Genomic DNA, 13,696 nt, shown 5'->3' with positions numbered 1-13,696 from the left:
TAAAAAATATTTGAATATATAATATAATTAGTGATTAAATACATTTTACAATTAGATTATGAAAAAAACAACCTTACATAAGGAGTCCAATAATGGAACCTGGAAATGAAATGCAGTCAAACACCATGACCAAAAAAGATTTGGTCAATCTCGTCTCTGAAAAATTGGGGTTTACCCAGAGCGATGTTGCCAAAACCATCGATACCGCATTGGAAATTATTGTAAACAGTCTGGGCAAAGGGAAACGATGGGAAATACGCAATTTTGGTGTATTTGATGTAAAAAAAAGAGCCCCAAGAAAGGGCAGAAATCCGAAAACAGGCGAAGTCGTTGAAGTACCTAACCGCTATGTAGTAACTTTCAAGGCGGGAAAAGAACTTAAAATGTTAATTAAGAATTTATCAAACACCTTAAACAAATAAGAAAACAAATCTCCTCTAATTTAGATAATTTATTTTTTAATATATGAACTTATCATAATTAATTTAATAAAAAGGTATTTTATTTTAAATATGATAGTTTTATCAGTAGACACAAGCACAGACGTAAATACCGTAGCGTTGCTCAATAAAAACAAATCATTAGGGGAAATTTCTATTTGTGCTGGGAAAAAACATTCAGAAAGAATAATTCCCATAGTTCAATCTCTTTTTGATGAAGTTCAACTAACTATTGATGATGTAAATTTATTGGCTGTGTCCTTAGGTCCTGGTTCCTTTACGGGGTTAAGAATAGGGCTTGCCACATGGAAAGGGCTCGCTATTGCAAAGAATATTCCACTCGTAGGTGTATCCACATTAGACGCAATGACACGATTAGCCCCCTTTTACAATGCGATTGTATGCCCCATTCTTGATGCTCGTATGAAAGAAGTTTACGCAGGGATTTATCAATTTACTAAAGGAGAGAGACAAAAAGTATACGAAAATTTTTTAGGAAGTATAGAAGAATTTCTAAATTTATTGAGAACATGCAAAGACTCGTCTCCATTCCCTATTTATATCTTCGGTGAAGGTGCCAATCTATATCAAAAAAATATTCAAGAATCTATCCCTGATGTCATCCAGGGCGAAGATTGGTGGAGTCATCCACGTGCAACAACAGTTGGTATTGAAGCGTTAATGCTTTGGGAGCAAGGATACAGAAAAGATATAGATGAGATACTTCCAATATATCTTCGTTTATCACAACCTGAAGAAAAAAGAAGAAAATGTCAGAACCTTTCGACATAATAATTGGACCTGATAATACCCAAATCAAGATATATCTCATGAAAGAGGAACATGTAGATAGGGTTCACTCATTGGAGGTCATGTCGTACCCCGATGCATGGTCAAGAGAACTTTTCTTGCCTGAAATAGATAATCAAATGGGCAAGTTTTTTGTATTCTTTATCGAGGACAATTTAATTGGTTACGCTGGGTATTGGTTAGGGGCAGATGAAGCACATATTACAAAATTTACTGTTGCACCAGAATACCGTAGAAAAGGACTGGGAACATTATTTATGAATTTTATTTTTAGTCAAGTCAAAAAAGAACACGCCAAAAAAATAATCTTGGAAGTGAGAGAAAGTAATCATCCTGCACGCTGTTTATATGAAAAAATGGGGTTTCAAACAATTGGTATTCGCTACAAATATTATGTGAGAACACAAGAGGATGCAATTGTAATGGAAAAAAAGTTATATGAACCTTCTTCAGATATATCTTTCAACAAAGATGAAACTCTGACTCCTCCGGAACAACTTTAACCCGTTTTCCTTCTTCTATAAACCAATGCATACCTTCAAATTCTAATGAGGCAAGACTATAATAAACATCCTCTAAATCTGAGAATGTATTTCTCTGAGAATCCAATAATTCGCTTTCTATCATATTTCCTCTCTGATAACTTTTCAAATTTTCTTTAGCCACATCCCATATATAGCCAAGCACACTACGTATTTGTTTATAATTTGAGTTTCCATGACATAACCATACCCAGCAAACAAAAGGATATGAAGTAATCTTCTTCCACAAACTTCCCAAATTGTATCTATTCTGAAATCTTACGTTCTCATTATTAAATTCCAATACATCAAGCAAGTAACCCACATCATCTTCATAAGGATATTTATCATATGAAAAAACATCTATAGGCGATTTAGTCATAATCTTAAATATAATTTCTAACCATTTTTTCCAATAATCAAACTTACTACTCACAACTATTTTCCTTAAACTATCAATAGAATATGAAGAACATAAAAAAGGAGATGGTATTTTTCCACAGGAAGCAATACCAACTCCTGGTATTACAAAACTTCCAGGGAATTCCAACACTTCTAAAGGCGGACATAGTATCCCATCAACTTTATTTTCTTTAAAATCTCGCTTTACTTCTTGCCATTCACCCCATTCAAAGTGAATTGAAGGATGATTCTCAATAGCCTTAATAAGAGGTATTGCTTCATAAGAAAAAGGTGCAGATAGATTTATCATGTTATTTCTTTCCAAATCATCATAATTTATTATACTATCTACCTATACATAAAACACATCATTTTTTTATAATCATTCTATATCAAAATGATTAACGAACATCATATTTAAATATAAAAGAGAAAATCATGCTAATTATAGGACTTACAGGTGGTATTGCAAGTGGAAAATCCGAAGTTGCAAGTATCCTCAAAAAACACAACTTCTATATTGTTAACTCAGATAATATCGCACATACAATATTATTAGACAAAAATATAAAAAATACCCTTGTAGAAAAATTTGGGGGCGATATTCTTACCAATGGAGAAATAGACCGTAATAAACTTGGGGATTTTGTTTTTTCAGACCCAGAGAAAAGGAGAGAAATTAATAAAATTATTCACCCACATGTGATCACTAAAATAGCAGAAATGATACAACAAGCAAAAAATGAGGGCTTTAATATCGTTATTATTGAATCCGCACTCATCGGAGAAGATGATGAAACATTACCTCCTTGGTTAAATGGACTTATATTAGTAACCTCATCAGAGGAAGTCAGAATACAGCGTCTCATGAAAAATAGACAATTAACGTATGACGATGCACTTAAACGTATCAAAGCCCAAAAAGACCCAGAAAGCAAAAGAAAAATAGCAAATTGGATTATCACAAATGATGGTGACCTAAAAGATTTAGAAAATCAGGTGACGTCTACTTTAGTAGAAGAACTAAAACGATTCAAATTATAATCAACAACCCTTAATCCTGTATACTTTCTACAAATCAAACTAACAAATACACTTCAAATATGCGTAAAATCATTCGTTTTCTTGTAGCAACAGCAATAGGAATTTTTCTGCTCTGGATTGTATTCAGAACAACAAATTTTACAGAGCTATGGAATGCTATCAAAACATGCAATCTATGGCTTTTTCTATTATGTATCGGTACAATCCTGATTTCTTTTGTGACACGGGTTATTCGTTGGCATTTTATAGTAAACAGCAATGACCAGGCTTCTTTCAGACACTTGTTTACATCAACACAAATAGGATTTCTGGCAAATTTTTTACTCCCAGGAAGAATCGGTGAAGCAGTTCGTGCTGGAGCACTAACTAAGTTTACACAAATCCCGTTGTCAAAAAGTCTAACGTATGTCGCATTAGACCGCACCACAGATTTGCTTGGTTTGCTTGTCATCTTAATCTTTGCCCTTATCGGTTTCCATCCAAAACAGGACATTACATTACCACCCGAAATTTTTAACATCACTTTACCTGCCAATCTAATCCAAAAAGCTGCCATCATCACATTAACTATCATTGGTCTAATATTTGGACTATGTATATTCTTTTATCTATATTCCAACCGATTTCTACAACACATAAAAATTGCTGAAAAGATATTAGGTGAACGGCTTATCCTTTTTTTAACCCATTTAGTTAAAAATATACGAGAAGCCATAAGCATGATAAAAGATACTAAAGCGATTATCGGGGCTGTCTTCTTTTCATGTCTCACATGGGGATGTTTTTGGTTATCCTACATTTTTCTATTCAAAGCATTTAATGTTCAATATCCATGGTATACTCCTCCTGTAAGTATCGCTTTAATTTCATTCTTAATTAGTGTTCCAGGAGCACCAGGCTTTATTGGACAATTTCATGTCGGTGTTATGGGTGGGCTATTTCTAACAGTCCCTAATATCGATATTAACATTGCAAGGGCTATCGCTATATTAGCTCATGGTGCCAATTTCCTAAGTGTGGTTAGCGTTGGACTCCTTTGTATTTATATTGAACAATTCTCACCCATTACTAACACACCTAAAAATAAATAATGGGGATATTTTGCAATATCCCCAAAGGAGCTTAAAATATCGGGTCAATCAGGTTCCTAATTTTTCTGTGGACGTAGTTTTAATTCATCAAGCGACAAATAACCATCCTGATTTAAATCTTTACGTTTAAATGCTTCATCACTCATATTTGGAAACATCTTCTTGATTTCATCCCGAGATAATTTTCCATCCTTATCTGTATCAAATTCCTTAAATTTATTCTGCATTACCTGTGGCCATGCTTTTATATCCTCTTCTGTCAAGAAACCATCGCTATTCGCATCCATTAACTTAAATCGCTCTTCATTCATACGTGGTCTAACTGCTTTTAGTTCATCTAAAGTGACCTTCTTATCTCCATCCTTATCCGCCTCTTTCATAGCATCAAGGGTCCACGGTCCACCAGGTCTCGGGCCTTCAGCAGAGGGTTTTCCCTTTGGTCCTCCTTGCCCAGGAGCAGGAGGTTGAGGTGGACGTGGGGGTCTTATAGTTTTGAATTCATCAAGAGTAAGTTTTCCATCACCATTTTTATCTGCTCCCTTAAATATTTCTTCAGCCTTAATACGTAACCCTTCACCAGGAGCCTGCCCTTTCTGCATTTTACCAGCTCCTTTCCCTGGAGGATTTCCTGCACCCTGCATAGGTTGTCCTGCCATACATTGTCCTGCGTTAGCAGGGGGTCCACCACCTTTTTTGCCTTTTTGTTGATTGTTAGGAGGACCCATCTTATTCGGAGGTAGGGGTTTGGCTCCTGGTCTACGATTTAAATGTAAATTTTTAAACTCTTCTAAACTTAGATTTCCATCCCCATCCTTGTCCGCCTGCTTAAAAACATTCTCCGGTTTCGGAGGTGGTCCAGGCGGTAGTGGCGGAGATGGAGGAGGTGGTGGATTCTGCACATTTCCAGCAGACTGTGGAGCAGGTTCTTGTGGAGGGTTAGCTGGAGGCTGAGCCATAGCCCAACCCACAACAAATAAAAGGCATATCCCAGTAGTGATTAATAATGTTGTTCTTTTGCTCATAACATAAACTCCTTCTGTTTAAGTTTTACTTTTCATTCTTCGATACTTCATAATAATAAACACTACAAAAAACAAAAAGTTCCAATAAGTCTCATTGTTGAAAGTTATACCCGTTTTTTTGCAAAATATTAAGAAATAATAACATTGGCCAGATTTATACAAATAAAATTGTTAAGATTATTCTGTAACGTGGAGTGTATCATTGTTATACGCAATAATTTCCGATATTCATGCTAATGCTGAAGCATTAAAAACAGTATTAGATGCTATTGATAAAGAGAAAATAGAACGGATTGTATGCTTAGGAGATGTTGTTGGATACAACGCATCTCCAAATGAATGTATTAACATTCTCAAAGAAAGAGATATACCAACCATCCTTGGCAACCATGATGCTGTCGCATGTGAGTTAGAAGAACCTTGGGGTTTTAATGCGGTTGCTCTACCTGCAATTTTATGGACTCGAAGGGAACTAACTGAAGAAAATCGCGAATGGCTACAACGATTACCAGACACATTAAATTTTGGAGATTTTGCCGCAGTTCATGGTGCCCCCAAAAATCATAATACTTACATCTTCACATGGGAAGATGTCCCTCCATTTTTATATTTTTTCGAAGAACAAAATGTAACTTTGTGTTTTTATGGGCATACTCATATTCCCAGTGTTATTTCCTCAGAAGGAACATATAGTATTGACGAAGATGGCACATTCAAACTAAAAGATGGAAAAACATATTTTATAAATCCAGGTTCTGTTGGACAACCACGAGATGGGGATGCACGTGCTTCTTTTGGAATTTTAGATACAGAAACCATTACCTATCGTCAAATCCGAATTGAATACAATATTGAAGTTACTGCCCAACAGGTATTGGAAGCCAGCCTACACCCATTCCTCGCTGAACGATTACATCATGGTAGATAAACCGTATCATTTTTTTAATAATAAAAAAAGGACATCATCATGTCAGAAACAAAAGTCCATCGAAAATCAAAAGAAACAGAAATTGATTTAATTCTTGGCTACCCTGGAACAGGAATATCTGAAATAAATACAGGTGTTGGTTTTTTAGACCATATGCTATCACTATTTTCAAGACATGCTGGTATCGATATAAAATTAAAAGCAACGGGAGATTTAAATGTCGATGCACACCATACCGTAGAAGATGTTGGCATCTGTCTCGGAAAAGCATGTGCTCAACTTTTTACTGATTTGGAGAAAAGGAATCGTTTTGGGCATGCAGTCATCCCAATGGATGAAGCATTATCAGAAGTTGTGATAGACCTAAGCGGAAGACCATACCTTTATTTTTCCGCTGAACTTCCACATGTAAAACTGGGTAACTTCGATATTGAACTTACAGAAGAGTTCTTCAAGGCTTTCACAAACCATTTTAAAATAACTCTTCATATACTATTGCGATATGGAAAAAATACACACCATTGCATTGAGGCTATCTTCAAAGCCTTCGCAAAGGCATTCTTAAACGCCATTCAAGAAAACCCAAATTACATTAAATATGGTTCCTCGACAAAGGGTATCATTGACTCATGATTCTTATTATCGATTATGGAATGGGAAATTTAAGAAGTGCTCAAAAAGCACTTGAAAAAGTTGGGTTAGATGCAATAATTTCTGAAAACCCATCTGACTTAATAAAAGCTGATGCGGCTGTATTACCAGGCGTCGGTGCGTTTCGCGATTGTTATGAGGGCTTAAAACGTAAAGGCTTCGTTGAACCAGTTAAAGAATTCGTTCAAACTGGGAAACCTCTTCTCGGTATTTGTATAGGCTTACAATTACTTTTCGAATATGGTGAAGAAGGTGGAGGCTCAGAAGGTTTAGGTATCTTTAAAGGAGGTGTAGTTCGTTTCCCTCCCACTGAGACTACTGGACTGAAAGTTCCACACATGGGATGGAATTTTGTCCAACCCGTAAAGGACAAAACCAATCCCCTACTACCTAACAATTCAGGTGGGTATGCCTATTTTGTTCATAGCTACTACCCCAAACCAGAGGATAAATCCATCATTCTGGCAACCTGTGAATACGGTATTACATTTCCATGCATGGTTGGAGACAAAGCAGTCTTGGGCGTCCAGTTCCATCCCGAAAAAAGTCAGCAATTCGGACTTAACATCCTAAAAAATTTTGGTGAATTCATTAGGAGAAATAAATCATAACAATGTTCCAGCGAATATTAGTGCCCATAGATGGTAGTGAACAAGCCCAGAAAGGGTTTAAATATGCATTAAATTGGGCAAAAAAACAAAACGGAACGATTATTCTTATACATGTAGTTGATATTAAATTGTTAGAGGGTCCTTTATTTCGCGATGTCGGAACTGTATTAGGCATGACTCCATGGACAAACTACCAAAATCAGATACGAACACTATTAGAAGAACGTGGAATGCAATATCTTAATGTTTGTGAAGAGGAATGCATTAAGAACAATGTTCCTTGTGAAAAAATTCTTACAACTGGCATTGTTTCCAGCAGTATATTACAACATAGCGAACTATGTGATATTTTAATTTTGGTTAAATCTGGGGAACACACCCGTTGGTTAGATGGATTCATGGGAGGGACAACACATGCGGTAATACGCCGTTCCAAAAGACCTGTGATTATCACAAATCAGTCTGAATTTCATCCAGGACCTATCCTTCTTGCTTACGATGGTTCTTCTTCCGCTCGAGAAGCATTACGTATATCCGCTGAACTAACAAAACTCTGGAATACCAATTGCCATGTTGTCCATGTATCAAACCCACCAGAAGAAGAAGTTATAAATGAAGCTATCAGTTATCTCGAAGCAAATAAAGTGAATCTAACTTCTCATCTTATCCGTGATAACTCACCAGTAAATGGAATATTAAATATAATCAAAGAAGTTTCCCCTGTAATTGTAACTATGGGTGCCTTTGGAAAAAACCGCGTTCATGAATGGTTATTAGGTAGTAATACCAGTTCCATTATTCATACAGCTGAATGTCCAGTACTACTAACAAGACTTAAATAATGTATGAAAAAGGATTTTCTATGAAAAAGAAAAAAATAATTAAAATGAACAAAGATGAGACATTAGAAACTATTGAACAAGAGCTTAACAGTGCCATTCAATATCTCGATGATGTAAATCAAAAAGTTTCTGAAATCCTTAAGGAATCCCAAAAAATAGAAGAAATTCCCTTAAATAATCAGAATGACATCACATTAGAGCCTCAACAAACGGAACAAACAAATACCACCCCTGAAAATAATTAACTTCCTCTTCAATAAAATAATAAACCTAAATAACACCATTCCTGCTTCACTTTTGAGTATAATAAAATGATTTTTTCCCCCTTAAGTTATGATTATTAAATTTATTCGTTTAAAATATAAATCAAAATGATGACAAAAGATAAAAAACCTTTAAAAATCTTACTCACCGACCCACATATTAAAGGTGGAGGGCAAATTACATATATTTGTAGACTTGCCAATGGTTTAACACAGCAAGGGCACGAAGTTTACGTTGGATGTATAAAAGAAAGCATTTTCGTTGAATTCTCAAAAACATTTCAATACATTCCTTTAAACATTTTCAACTTCAAAGGTGGTTTAAGACCCCAGTCATGGTTAAAAGACATTCGCACATTCAAAAATCTCCTTCTCAACTTAAAACCAGACATAATTCATGCAAATGGTTCTCAAGACCACTGGACTTCTGCCATCGCAAATGAACTTTTATCACATCGTTTTTGTCTTGTTCGAACACGTCATAACACATACCCATTAAAAAATCATTATTTTAATCGATGGTTAAACTTTAAATGTACTGATTACCACATCGCTGTTTGCGAAATGGTTCGGCAAAACCTAATTAAACAAAACAACTTTCCAGAAAATCGGATTTGTTCTATCCATAACGGTGTTAATATCTCCGAATTTAAGCCTGATGAGGTTATGCGAAAAAAAGCACGACTCGAATTTGGATTTAAAGAAACCGATGTTGTTTGTGGAATCTCCGCACGATTAACTCCTGCAAAAGGACACACCTTCTTATTGCAGGCAATAAAAAGTATTGCCTCTGAATGTCCTGAGGTTAAGGTTTTAATATTAGGGGCTGGCTCACTCGAGCAGGAACTAAAAAAACAGGTAAAAGACTTAGAAATAACAGACAGGGTTGTTTTTGCAGGCTATCGGAAAGATATGGCGTTCTGCACCCAGGCTTTTGATATTGCAGTACTACCCTCAATTGACTGCGACACATCTTCATTCAGCCTTAAAGAAGCCATGGCAGAGGCAAAACCTGTTATTGCATCTAATTACGGTGGCTTACCAGAAATAGTATCAGACGGCATTGAAGGAATAATTGTCCCAGCAGGAACCGTAGAACCTTTGGCAAAGGCAATTAAAGAACTGGTAAAGAATCCCGAATTACGTGAAAGCATGGGAATAAATGCACAAAAACGTGCTATCAATATGTTTAGCCTTGAACAATTCATAAATAAAACGATAGAAGCATATTTTCATGCTCTGGAGTATTTTCATGCACGTACTACACATAGATGAACAAATGACATGGAGAGGTGGTGAACAACAAGCATGCTGGCTTATTCAAGGTCTAATTAATAAAGGTTTCAAAATTTTTGCCGTCGGTAAAAAAGACAGTGAATTTATAAAAAAGTTAAATACGATTTCAGGCGTGATAACAATTACCCTTCCACTTTCCTCTGAATTTGATTTATATTCTGCATGGAAAATAGCACAAATAGCAAAAAAAGAAAAGATTGACATCATTCATGCACATACAAGCCATGCCCATTCTATAGCCATAATATCAAAACTTTTTTATAATAAACCTAAAATTGTTGTGTCTCGACGTGTTAGTTTCCCACCACACAATAATTTCGTGTCAAAATGGAAATATAACCATGTAGATATAATTCTACCCGTTTCTTTTTATGTAGCAAAAATCCTAAAAGAAAACAATATCCCTGAACAAAAAATTTGTGTCGTTAGAAGTTCAATTGATTTATCTCATATTCAAAATCAACCATATTCAAAAAGCAACTTTAATATTGATAATAATACCTATGTTCTTTTCAATGCAGGAGCACTCGTTCCACATAAAGACCAAATTACACTGATAAAAGCTTTTAAGAAAGTACTAAAACAAATTCCAAACTGTATGCTTTTAATTGCTGGGGATGGACCCTTAAAAGAAACTCTCCAAAAAGAAATAACGGCGAATGACTTAGAAGGAAACGTTTTACTATTAGGCTATAGGAAAGATATCCCTCAGATTATAAAAATGTCTGATGTCTATGTCTCTTCAAGTTGGTCAGAAGGATTAGGTACCTCCGTGCTCGAAGCATTAGCTTGTGAGAAACCTGTCGTAGCAACAGAAGCAGGTGGCGTCCCTGAAATGGTTATAAACAATAAAACAGGTCTATTAGTGCCAGCACAAAATCCTACATTACTTGCCGAAGCAATAACCTACATCTTAAAAAATCCACAAAAAGCTTTAGATATGGCAAAACAAGGAAAAAAACATATTGAAGATTATTTTACTGTTCAAAGAATGGTTGAGGAAACAATTTCGGTATATCAAAAATTGATAGAATAACTATTTATAAATAGGTTTAAAACCAACTACGAACAATACTATGAAACCAGGTATCACCATATTAACATTAATTCCAAATGCAGGTGACCGATTACCTCGTTGTCTTGAGAGCGTCGCCTGGGCTGACGATATTTTTTGCGTAGTAGACCCAAACACAAATGATGGGTCAGAAGAGTTAGTAAAGAAATACACAAATCATGTCGTAGTCCACGAATATATTAACGCTGCAGACCAAAGAAATTGGGCAATTCCACAAATCACTACAGAATGGACACTCGTATTAGACGCAGATGAGTGGGTTTCTCCAGAACTCGCAAAAAAAATACAAGAAATAATAAAAGACCCAAACAGCCTCGATGGTTATTATATTCGTAGAATGTCATACTTCTTCGGCAAACTTATAAAACATTGTGGCTGGCATAAAGATTACAATCTTCGCTTGTTTCGCACAGCAAAAGGCAGATATAAAAAACAACGAGTTCACAGCCATGTTATTGTTGATGGTTCCTGCGGATATATTCATGAAGTAATGTACCATGATACCTACCGAAATTTTGATGAATACTTAAAAACCGCTCACCGTTTTACAACATGGGGTGCAGAAGATGCCTATGAACGGGGAAAACGAACCTCATGGGTAGACCTCACACTTCGACCTATCGCGAGATTTATTAAAATGTATTTTATACGCCGTGGTTTTCTTGATGGTTATCACGGCTTGGTTCTATGTGGACTTTCTGCCTTCTCTGTATATCTAAAATATGCAAAACTATGGGATATCCAACGGAAACACGGGGAAAAACACTACAGTCATAACAAAAACGTATGAGTTTAATCCGATTTGAAAATATTTACAAGTCATTCCCAGGAAAAGTTGTATTGGATAATGTAAATTTTCAGGTAGACCAAGGAGAACATATTGCACTTGTAGGGCGAAACGGATGTGGAAAAACAACCTTGTTTCAATTAATTGCAAACCGACTGGAACCTGACCGCGGTATCATTGAACGTCAAAGAAACACACGCATCTCTTATCTTGAACAAATTCCATCTTTCCCACCAAACTTAACTTTACTCGAAATTGCAGAGACCTCTTTTAATGAATTAAAGGAAGTGGAAAAACAGTTAAAAATACTGGAAACTAAAATATCTCAAGGGCAAACAGAATTACTTAATGAATATGCAAAGTTACAATCCTTCTATCATTTACATGGTGGGTATCATTATCCATCTCTTATTAAAAAAATTCTAACTGGATTAGGATTCACTCACGAAAATTGGGGACAAAAATTTCATGAATTAAGTGGTGGACAACAGACACGCTTATTATTAGCCCTATCTCTACTTCAAGATGCTGATGTACTACTTTTAGATGAGCCAGATAATTATTTAGACATTGAAGGGAAAGAATGGCTTGAAGATTTCCTCATCTCTTCAAATAAAACCATCATCCTAATCTCACACGACCAACGTTTACTTTCAAAATTCCCCACACGAATTTTAGAACTCGAAAATGGAAAAATTACATCTTACCCTGGTTCCTATGAAGAGTATCGTAATGCAAAAGAAGAAGTATACCTAAAACAACAAGAATTATATGAACGACAAGAAAAAGAATTAAGAAAACAAGAAGAGTGGATTGAACGTTTCCGATATAAAAAAACACGGGCACGGCAAGTCCAGAGTCGTATTAAACAACTCAGTAAAACCACGTTGGTTAATGAGCCAAAAAAAGTAGACCCTAAAATAAATTTTCAAATTCAATCTAATAAACAAAGCGGACATCTCATTATTCATGCAGAAAATTTAAGTATGCAATACGGCGACAAAGTCCTTTACAACAACGTAACATTCCAGTTATACCGAAATGAGCGAATGGGCATTATCGGTCCCAATGGTTCAGGAAAAACAACCTTAATAAAACATATTCTCGGTAAACACAAGGGAACTGGGGGCACTATTCGTTTTGGACATAATGTAAAAATTGGATACTATGACCAACACCATCATAATTTAAATCCGGAAAACGAAGTCATTCAGGAAGTTCAACATATAGCCCCTGAAATATTAGCATCATCACTTCGGACATTTTTAGGTGCTTTCCTGTTTCATGGAGATGATGTATTTAAAAAAGTAAAGACATTAAGTGGAGGCGAACAAAGTCGTCTTGCTTTAGCAAAACTTATTCTACAAAAACCTAATGTACTTCTATTAGATGAACCGACAAACCACATGGACCTCGCCTCACGAGAAGCACTGGAAAACGCACTACAAGTCTTTGACGGCTCTATTATTCTCGTAACCCATGACCGTGAATTGTTAGATCAAATCGTCAACAGGCTTATTGTCCTCAAAGAAAACAAAACAGAAGTGGTCTGGGGCAACTACTCTCACTATTTGTGGAGAGAAAAAAACGTTACAGTGACAGAATCAACCCCTACACATAATAGAAAATCACGAACAGATAAAATAGAACTCATTGAAGAAGCTAAAAAGGAAAAACGCGAACAACGAAAAAAAGAAAGACGAAGAGCAGAACTCGAAAAACAAATTGAAATATTAGAAAATGAAATTGAAGAGTTAGAAATGTCTTTCTCAAACGTAGATCCAAAAAATTTCCAAAGAATTAAGGAACTCAACCAAGACTTAAAAATAAAAAAAGAACTGCTTAACTCACTTTACAACGAATGGGAAACATTGATAGAATAAAGTATATATTATATTATTAAATAAAAACTT

At 35.5% G+C, this 13,696-nt stretch carries 16 protein-coding genes; 14 read left to right on the top strand and 2 right to left on the bottom strand.

What is annotated here, in order from left to right; all coding sequences use genetic code 11:
* Nucleotides 1-92: 92 nt before the first annotated feature.
* The 3 genes from PLJ10_02550 to rimI all read left to right on the top strand — a co-directional run bounded on the left by PLJ10_02550 (nt 93) and on the right by rimI (nt 1,753).
* Complete coding sequence (locus tag PLJ10_02550; GenBank protein HOK08522.1) at nt 93-422, top strand: HU family DNA-binding protein; 330 nt, start codon at nt 93-95, stop codon at nt 420-422.
* A gap of 90 nt (nt 423-512) precedes the next feature.
* Complete coding sequence (gene tsaB / locus PLJ10_02545) at nt 513-1,232, top strand: tRNA (adenosine(37)-N6)-threonylcarbamoyltransferase complex dimerization subunit type 1 TsaB (protein HOK08521.1); 720 nt, start codon at nt 513-515, stop codon at nt 1,230-1,232.
* Nucleotides 1,211-1,753: a ribosomal protein S18-alanine N-acetyltransferase gene (gene rimI / locus PLJ10_02540; protein HOK08520.1), complete on the top strand. Its 543-nt coding sequence runs from the start codon at nt 1,211-1,213 to the stop codon at nt 1,751-1,753. Before tsaB ends, rimI begins: the two co-directional genes overlap by 22 nt.
* Here rimI and PLJ10_02535 read toward each other — a convergent pair.
* Nucleotides 1,713-2,483 carry a hypothetical protein gene (locus PLJ10_02535; GenBank protein HOK08519.1) on the bottom strand — a complete coding sequence of 257 codons (771 nt, stop codon included), beginning with the start codon at nt 2,481-2,483 and terminating at the stop codon, nt 1,713-1,715. The genes rimI and PLJ10_02535 overlap by 41 nt on opposite strands.
* 128 nt (nt 2,484-2,611) lie before the next feature.
* Between PLJ10_02535 and coaE the strand changes: the two genes are divergently transcribed.
* Both coaE and PLJ10_02525 read left to right on the top strand, forming a co-directional pair.
* Nucleotides 2,612-3,217, top strand: a complete 606-nt coding sequence (gene coaE / locus PLJ10_02530; protein HOK08518.1) for a dephospho-CoA kinase — start codon at nt 2,612-2,614, stop codon at nt 3,215-3,217.
* 59 nt (nt 3,218-3,276) lie between these two features.
* Nucleotides 3,277-4,308, top strand: coding sequence for a lysylphosphatidylglycerol synthase transmembrane domain-containing protein (locus tag PLJ10_02525; GenBank protein ID HOK08517.1), 1,032 nt, complete (start codon nt 3,277-3,279; stop codon nt 4,306-4,308).
* A 56-nt stretch (nt 4,309-4,364) separates the two neighbouring features.
* Here PLJ10_02525 and PLJ10_02520 read toward each other — a convergent pair whose 3' ends face one another.
* A complete protein-coding gene (locus PLJ10_02520; protein ID HOK08516.1) occupies nt 4,365-5,330 on the bottom strand; it encodes an EF-hand domain-containing protein in 966 nt (321 codons plus the stop codon).
* A 202-nt stretch (nt 5,331-5,532) separates the two neighbouring features.
* Between PLJ10_02520 and PLJ10_02515 the strand changes: the two genes are divergently transcribed.
* From PLJ10_02515 to PLJ10_02475, 9 genes are all read left to right on the top strand, one after another.
* Nucleotides 5,533-6,258 carry a metallophosphoesterase family protein gene (locus PLJ10_02515; GenBank protein HOK08515.1) on the top strand — a complete coding sequence of 242 codons (726 nt, stop codon included), beginning with the start codon at nt 5,533-5,535 and terminating at the stop codon, nt 6,256-6,258.
* Between the two features lie 39 nt (nt 6,259-6,297).
* Nucleotides 6,298-6,891, top strand: a complete 594-nt coding sequence (hisB, locus tag PLJ10_02510; protein HOK08514.1) for an imidazoleglycerol-phosphate dehydratase HisB — start codon at nt 6,298-6,300, stop codon at nt 6,889-6,891.
* Complete coding sequence (gene hisH, locus PLJ10_02505) at nt 6,888-7,520, top strand: imidazole glycerol phosphate synthase subunit HisH (GenBank protein HOK08513.1); 633 nt, start codon at nt 6,888-6,890, stop codon at nt 7,518-7,520. Before hisB ends, hisH begins: the two co-directional genes overlap by 4 nt.
* A 2-nt stretch (nt 7,521-7,522) precedes the next feature.
* Nucleotides 7,523-8,362: a universal stress protein gene (locus PLJ10_02500; GenBank protein HOK08512.1), complete on the top strand. Its 840-nt coding sequence runs from the start codon at nt 7,523-7,525 to the stop codon at nt 8,360-8,362.
* A gap of 20 nt (nt 8,363-8,382) precedes the next feature.
* Nucleotides 8,383-8,607, top strand: coding sequence for a hypothetical protein (locus tag PLJ10_02495; GenBank protein HOK08511.1), 225 nt, complete (start codon nt 8,383-8,385; stop codon nt 8,605-8,607).
* A gap of 126 nt (nt 8,608-8,733) precedes the next feature.
* The gene (locus PLJ10_02490; protein HOK08510.1) at nt 8,734-9,900 is read left to right on the top strand and encodes a glycosyltransferase family 4 protein; all 1,167 of its coding nucleotides are present in this window, start codon (nt 8,734-8,736) and stop codon (nt 9,898-9,900) included.
* Nucleotides 9,878-10,957 (top strand): glycosyltransferase family 4 protein, encoded by a 1,080-nt coding sequence (locus PLJ10_02485; GenBank protein HOK08509.1) that lies wholly within the window; start codon nt 9,878-9,880, stop codon nt 10,955-10,957. The genes PLJ10_02490 and PLJ10_02485 overlap by 23 nt, the downstream gene beginning before the upstream one ends.
* A gap of 40 nt (nt 10,958-10,997) precedes the next feature.
* Nucleotides 10,998-11,786 (top strand): glycosyltransferase family 2 protein, encoded by a 789-nt coding sequence (locus tag PLJ10_02480; GenBank protein ID HOK08508.1) that lies wholly within the window; start codon nt 10,998-11,000, stop codon nt 11,784-11,786.
* 50 nt (nt 11,787-11,836) lie between these two features.
* Nucleotides 11,837-13,666, top strand: coding sequence for an ABC-F family ATP-binding cassette domain-containing protein (locus PLJ10_02475; protein ID HOK08507.1), 1,830 nt, complete (start codon nt 11,837-11,839; stop codon nt 13,664-13,666).
* Nucleotides 13,667-13,696: the final 30 nt, after the last annotated feature.

The sequence above is a fragment of the Candidatus Hydrogenedens sp. genome (genome assembly GCA_035361075.1).
Taxonomy (GTDB): domain Bacteria; phylum Hydrogenedentota; class Hydrogenedentia; order Hydrogenedentales; family Hydrogenedentaceae; genus Hydrogenedens.
Note: the sequence above shows the minus strand (reverse complement) of the source record. Positions and strands in the feature narration are given on the sequence as shown.

Excerpts from the sequence above, each read along its gene's own strand:
- PLJ10_02500 (HOK08512.1), top strand. The coding sequence starts at position 7,523 with ATGTTCCAGCGAATATTAGTGCCCATAGATGGTAGTGAACAAGCCCAG.
- PLJ10_02520 (HOK08516.1), bottom strand. The coding sequence starts at position 5,330 with ATGAGCAAAAGAACAACATTATTAATCACTACTGGGATATGCCTTTTA.
- PLJ10_02525 (HOK08517.1), top strand. The coding sequence starts at position 3,277 with ATGCGTAAAATCATTCGTTTTCTTGTAGCAACAGCAATAGGAATTTTT.
- coaE (HOK08518.1), top strand. The coding sequence starts at position 2,612 with ATGCTAATTATAGGACTTACAGGTGGTATTGCAAGTGGAAAATCCGAA.
- hisB (HOK08514.1), top strand. The coding sequence starts at position 6,298 with ATGTCAGAAACAAAAGTCCATCGAAAATCAAAAGAAACAGAAATTGAT.
- PLJ10_02495 (HOK08511.1), top strand. The coding sequence starts at position 8,383 with ATGAAAAAGAAAAAAATAATTAAAATGAACAAAGATGAGACATTAGAA.
- rimI (HOK08520.1), top strand. The coding sequence starts at position 1,211 with ATGTCAGAACCTTTCGACATAATAATTGGACCTGATAATACCCAAATC.
- hisH (HOK08513.1), top strand. The coding sequence starts at position 6,888 with ATGATTCTTATTATCGATTATGGAATGGGAAATTTAAGAAGTGCTCAA.
- tsaB (HOK08521.1), top strand. The coding sequence starts at position 513 with ATGATAGTTTTATCAGTAGACACAAGCACAGACGTAAATACCGTAGCG.
- PLJ10_02480 (HOK08508.1), top strand. The coding sequence starts at position 10,998 with ATGAAACCAGGTATCACCATATTAACATTAATTCCAAATGCAGGTGAC.
- PLJ10_02535 (HOK08519.1), bottom strand. The coding sequence starts at position 2,483 with ATGATAAATCTATCTGCACCTTTTTCTTATGAAGCAATACCTCTTATT.
- PLJ10_02550 (HOK08522.1), top strand. The coding sequence starts at position 93 with ATGGAACCTGGAAATGAAATGCAGTCAAACACCATGACCAAAAAAGAT.
- PLJ10_02490 (HOK08510.1), top strand. The coding sequence starts at position 8,734 with ATGATGACAAAAGATAAAAAACCTTTAAAAATCTTACTCACCGACCCA.
- PLJ10_02485 (HOK08509.1), top strand. The coding sequence starts at position 9,878 with ATGCACGTACTACACATAGATGAACAAATGACATGGAGAGGTGGTGAA.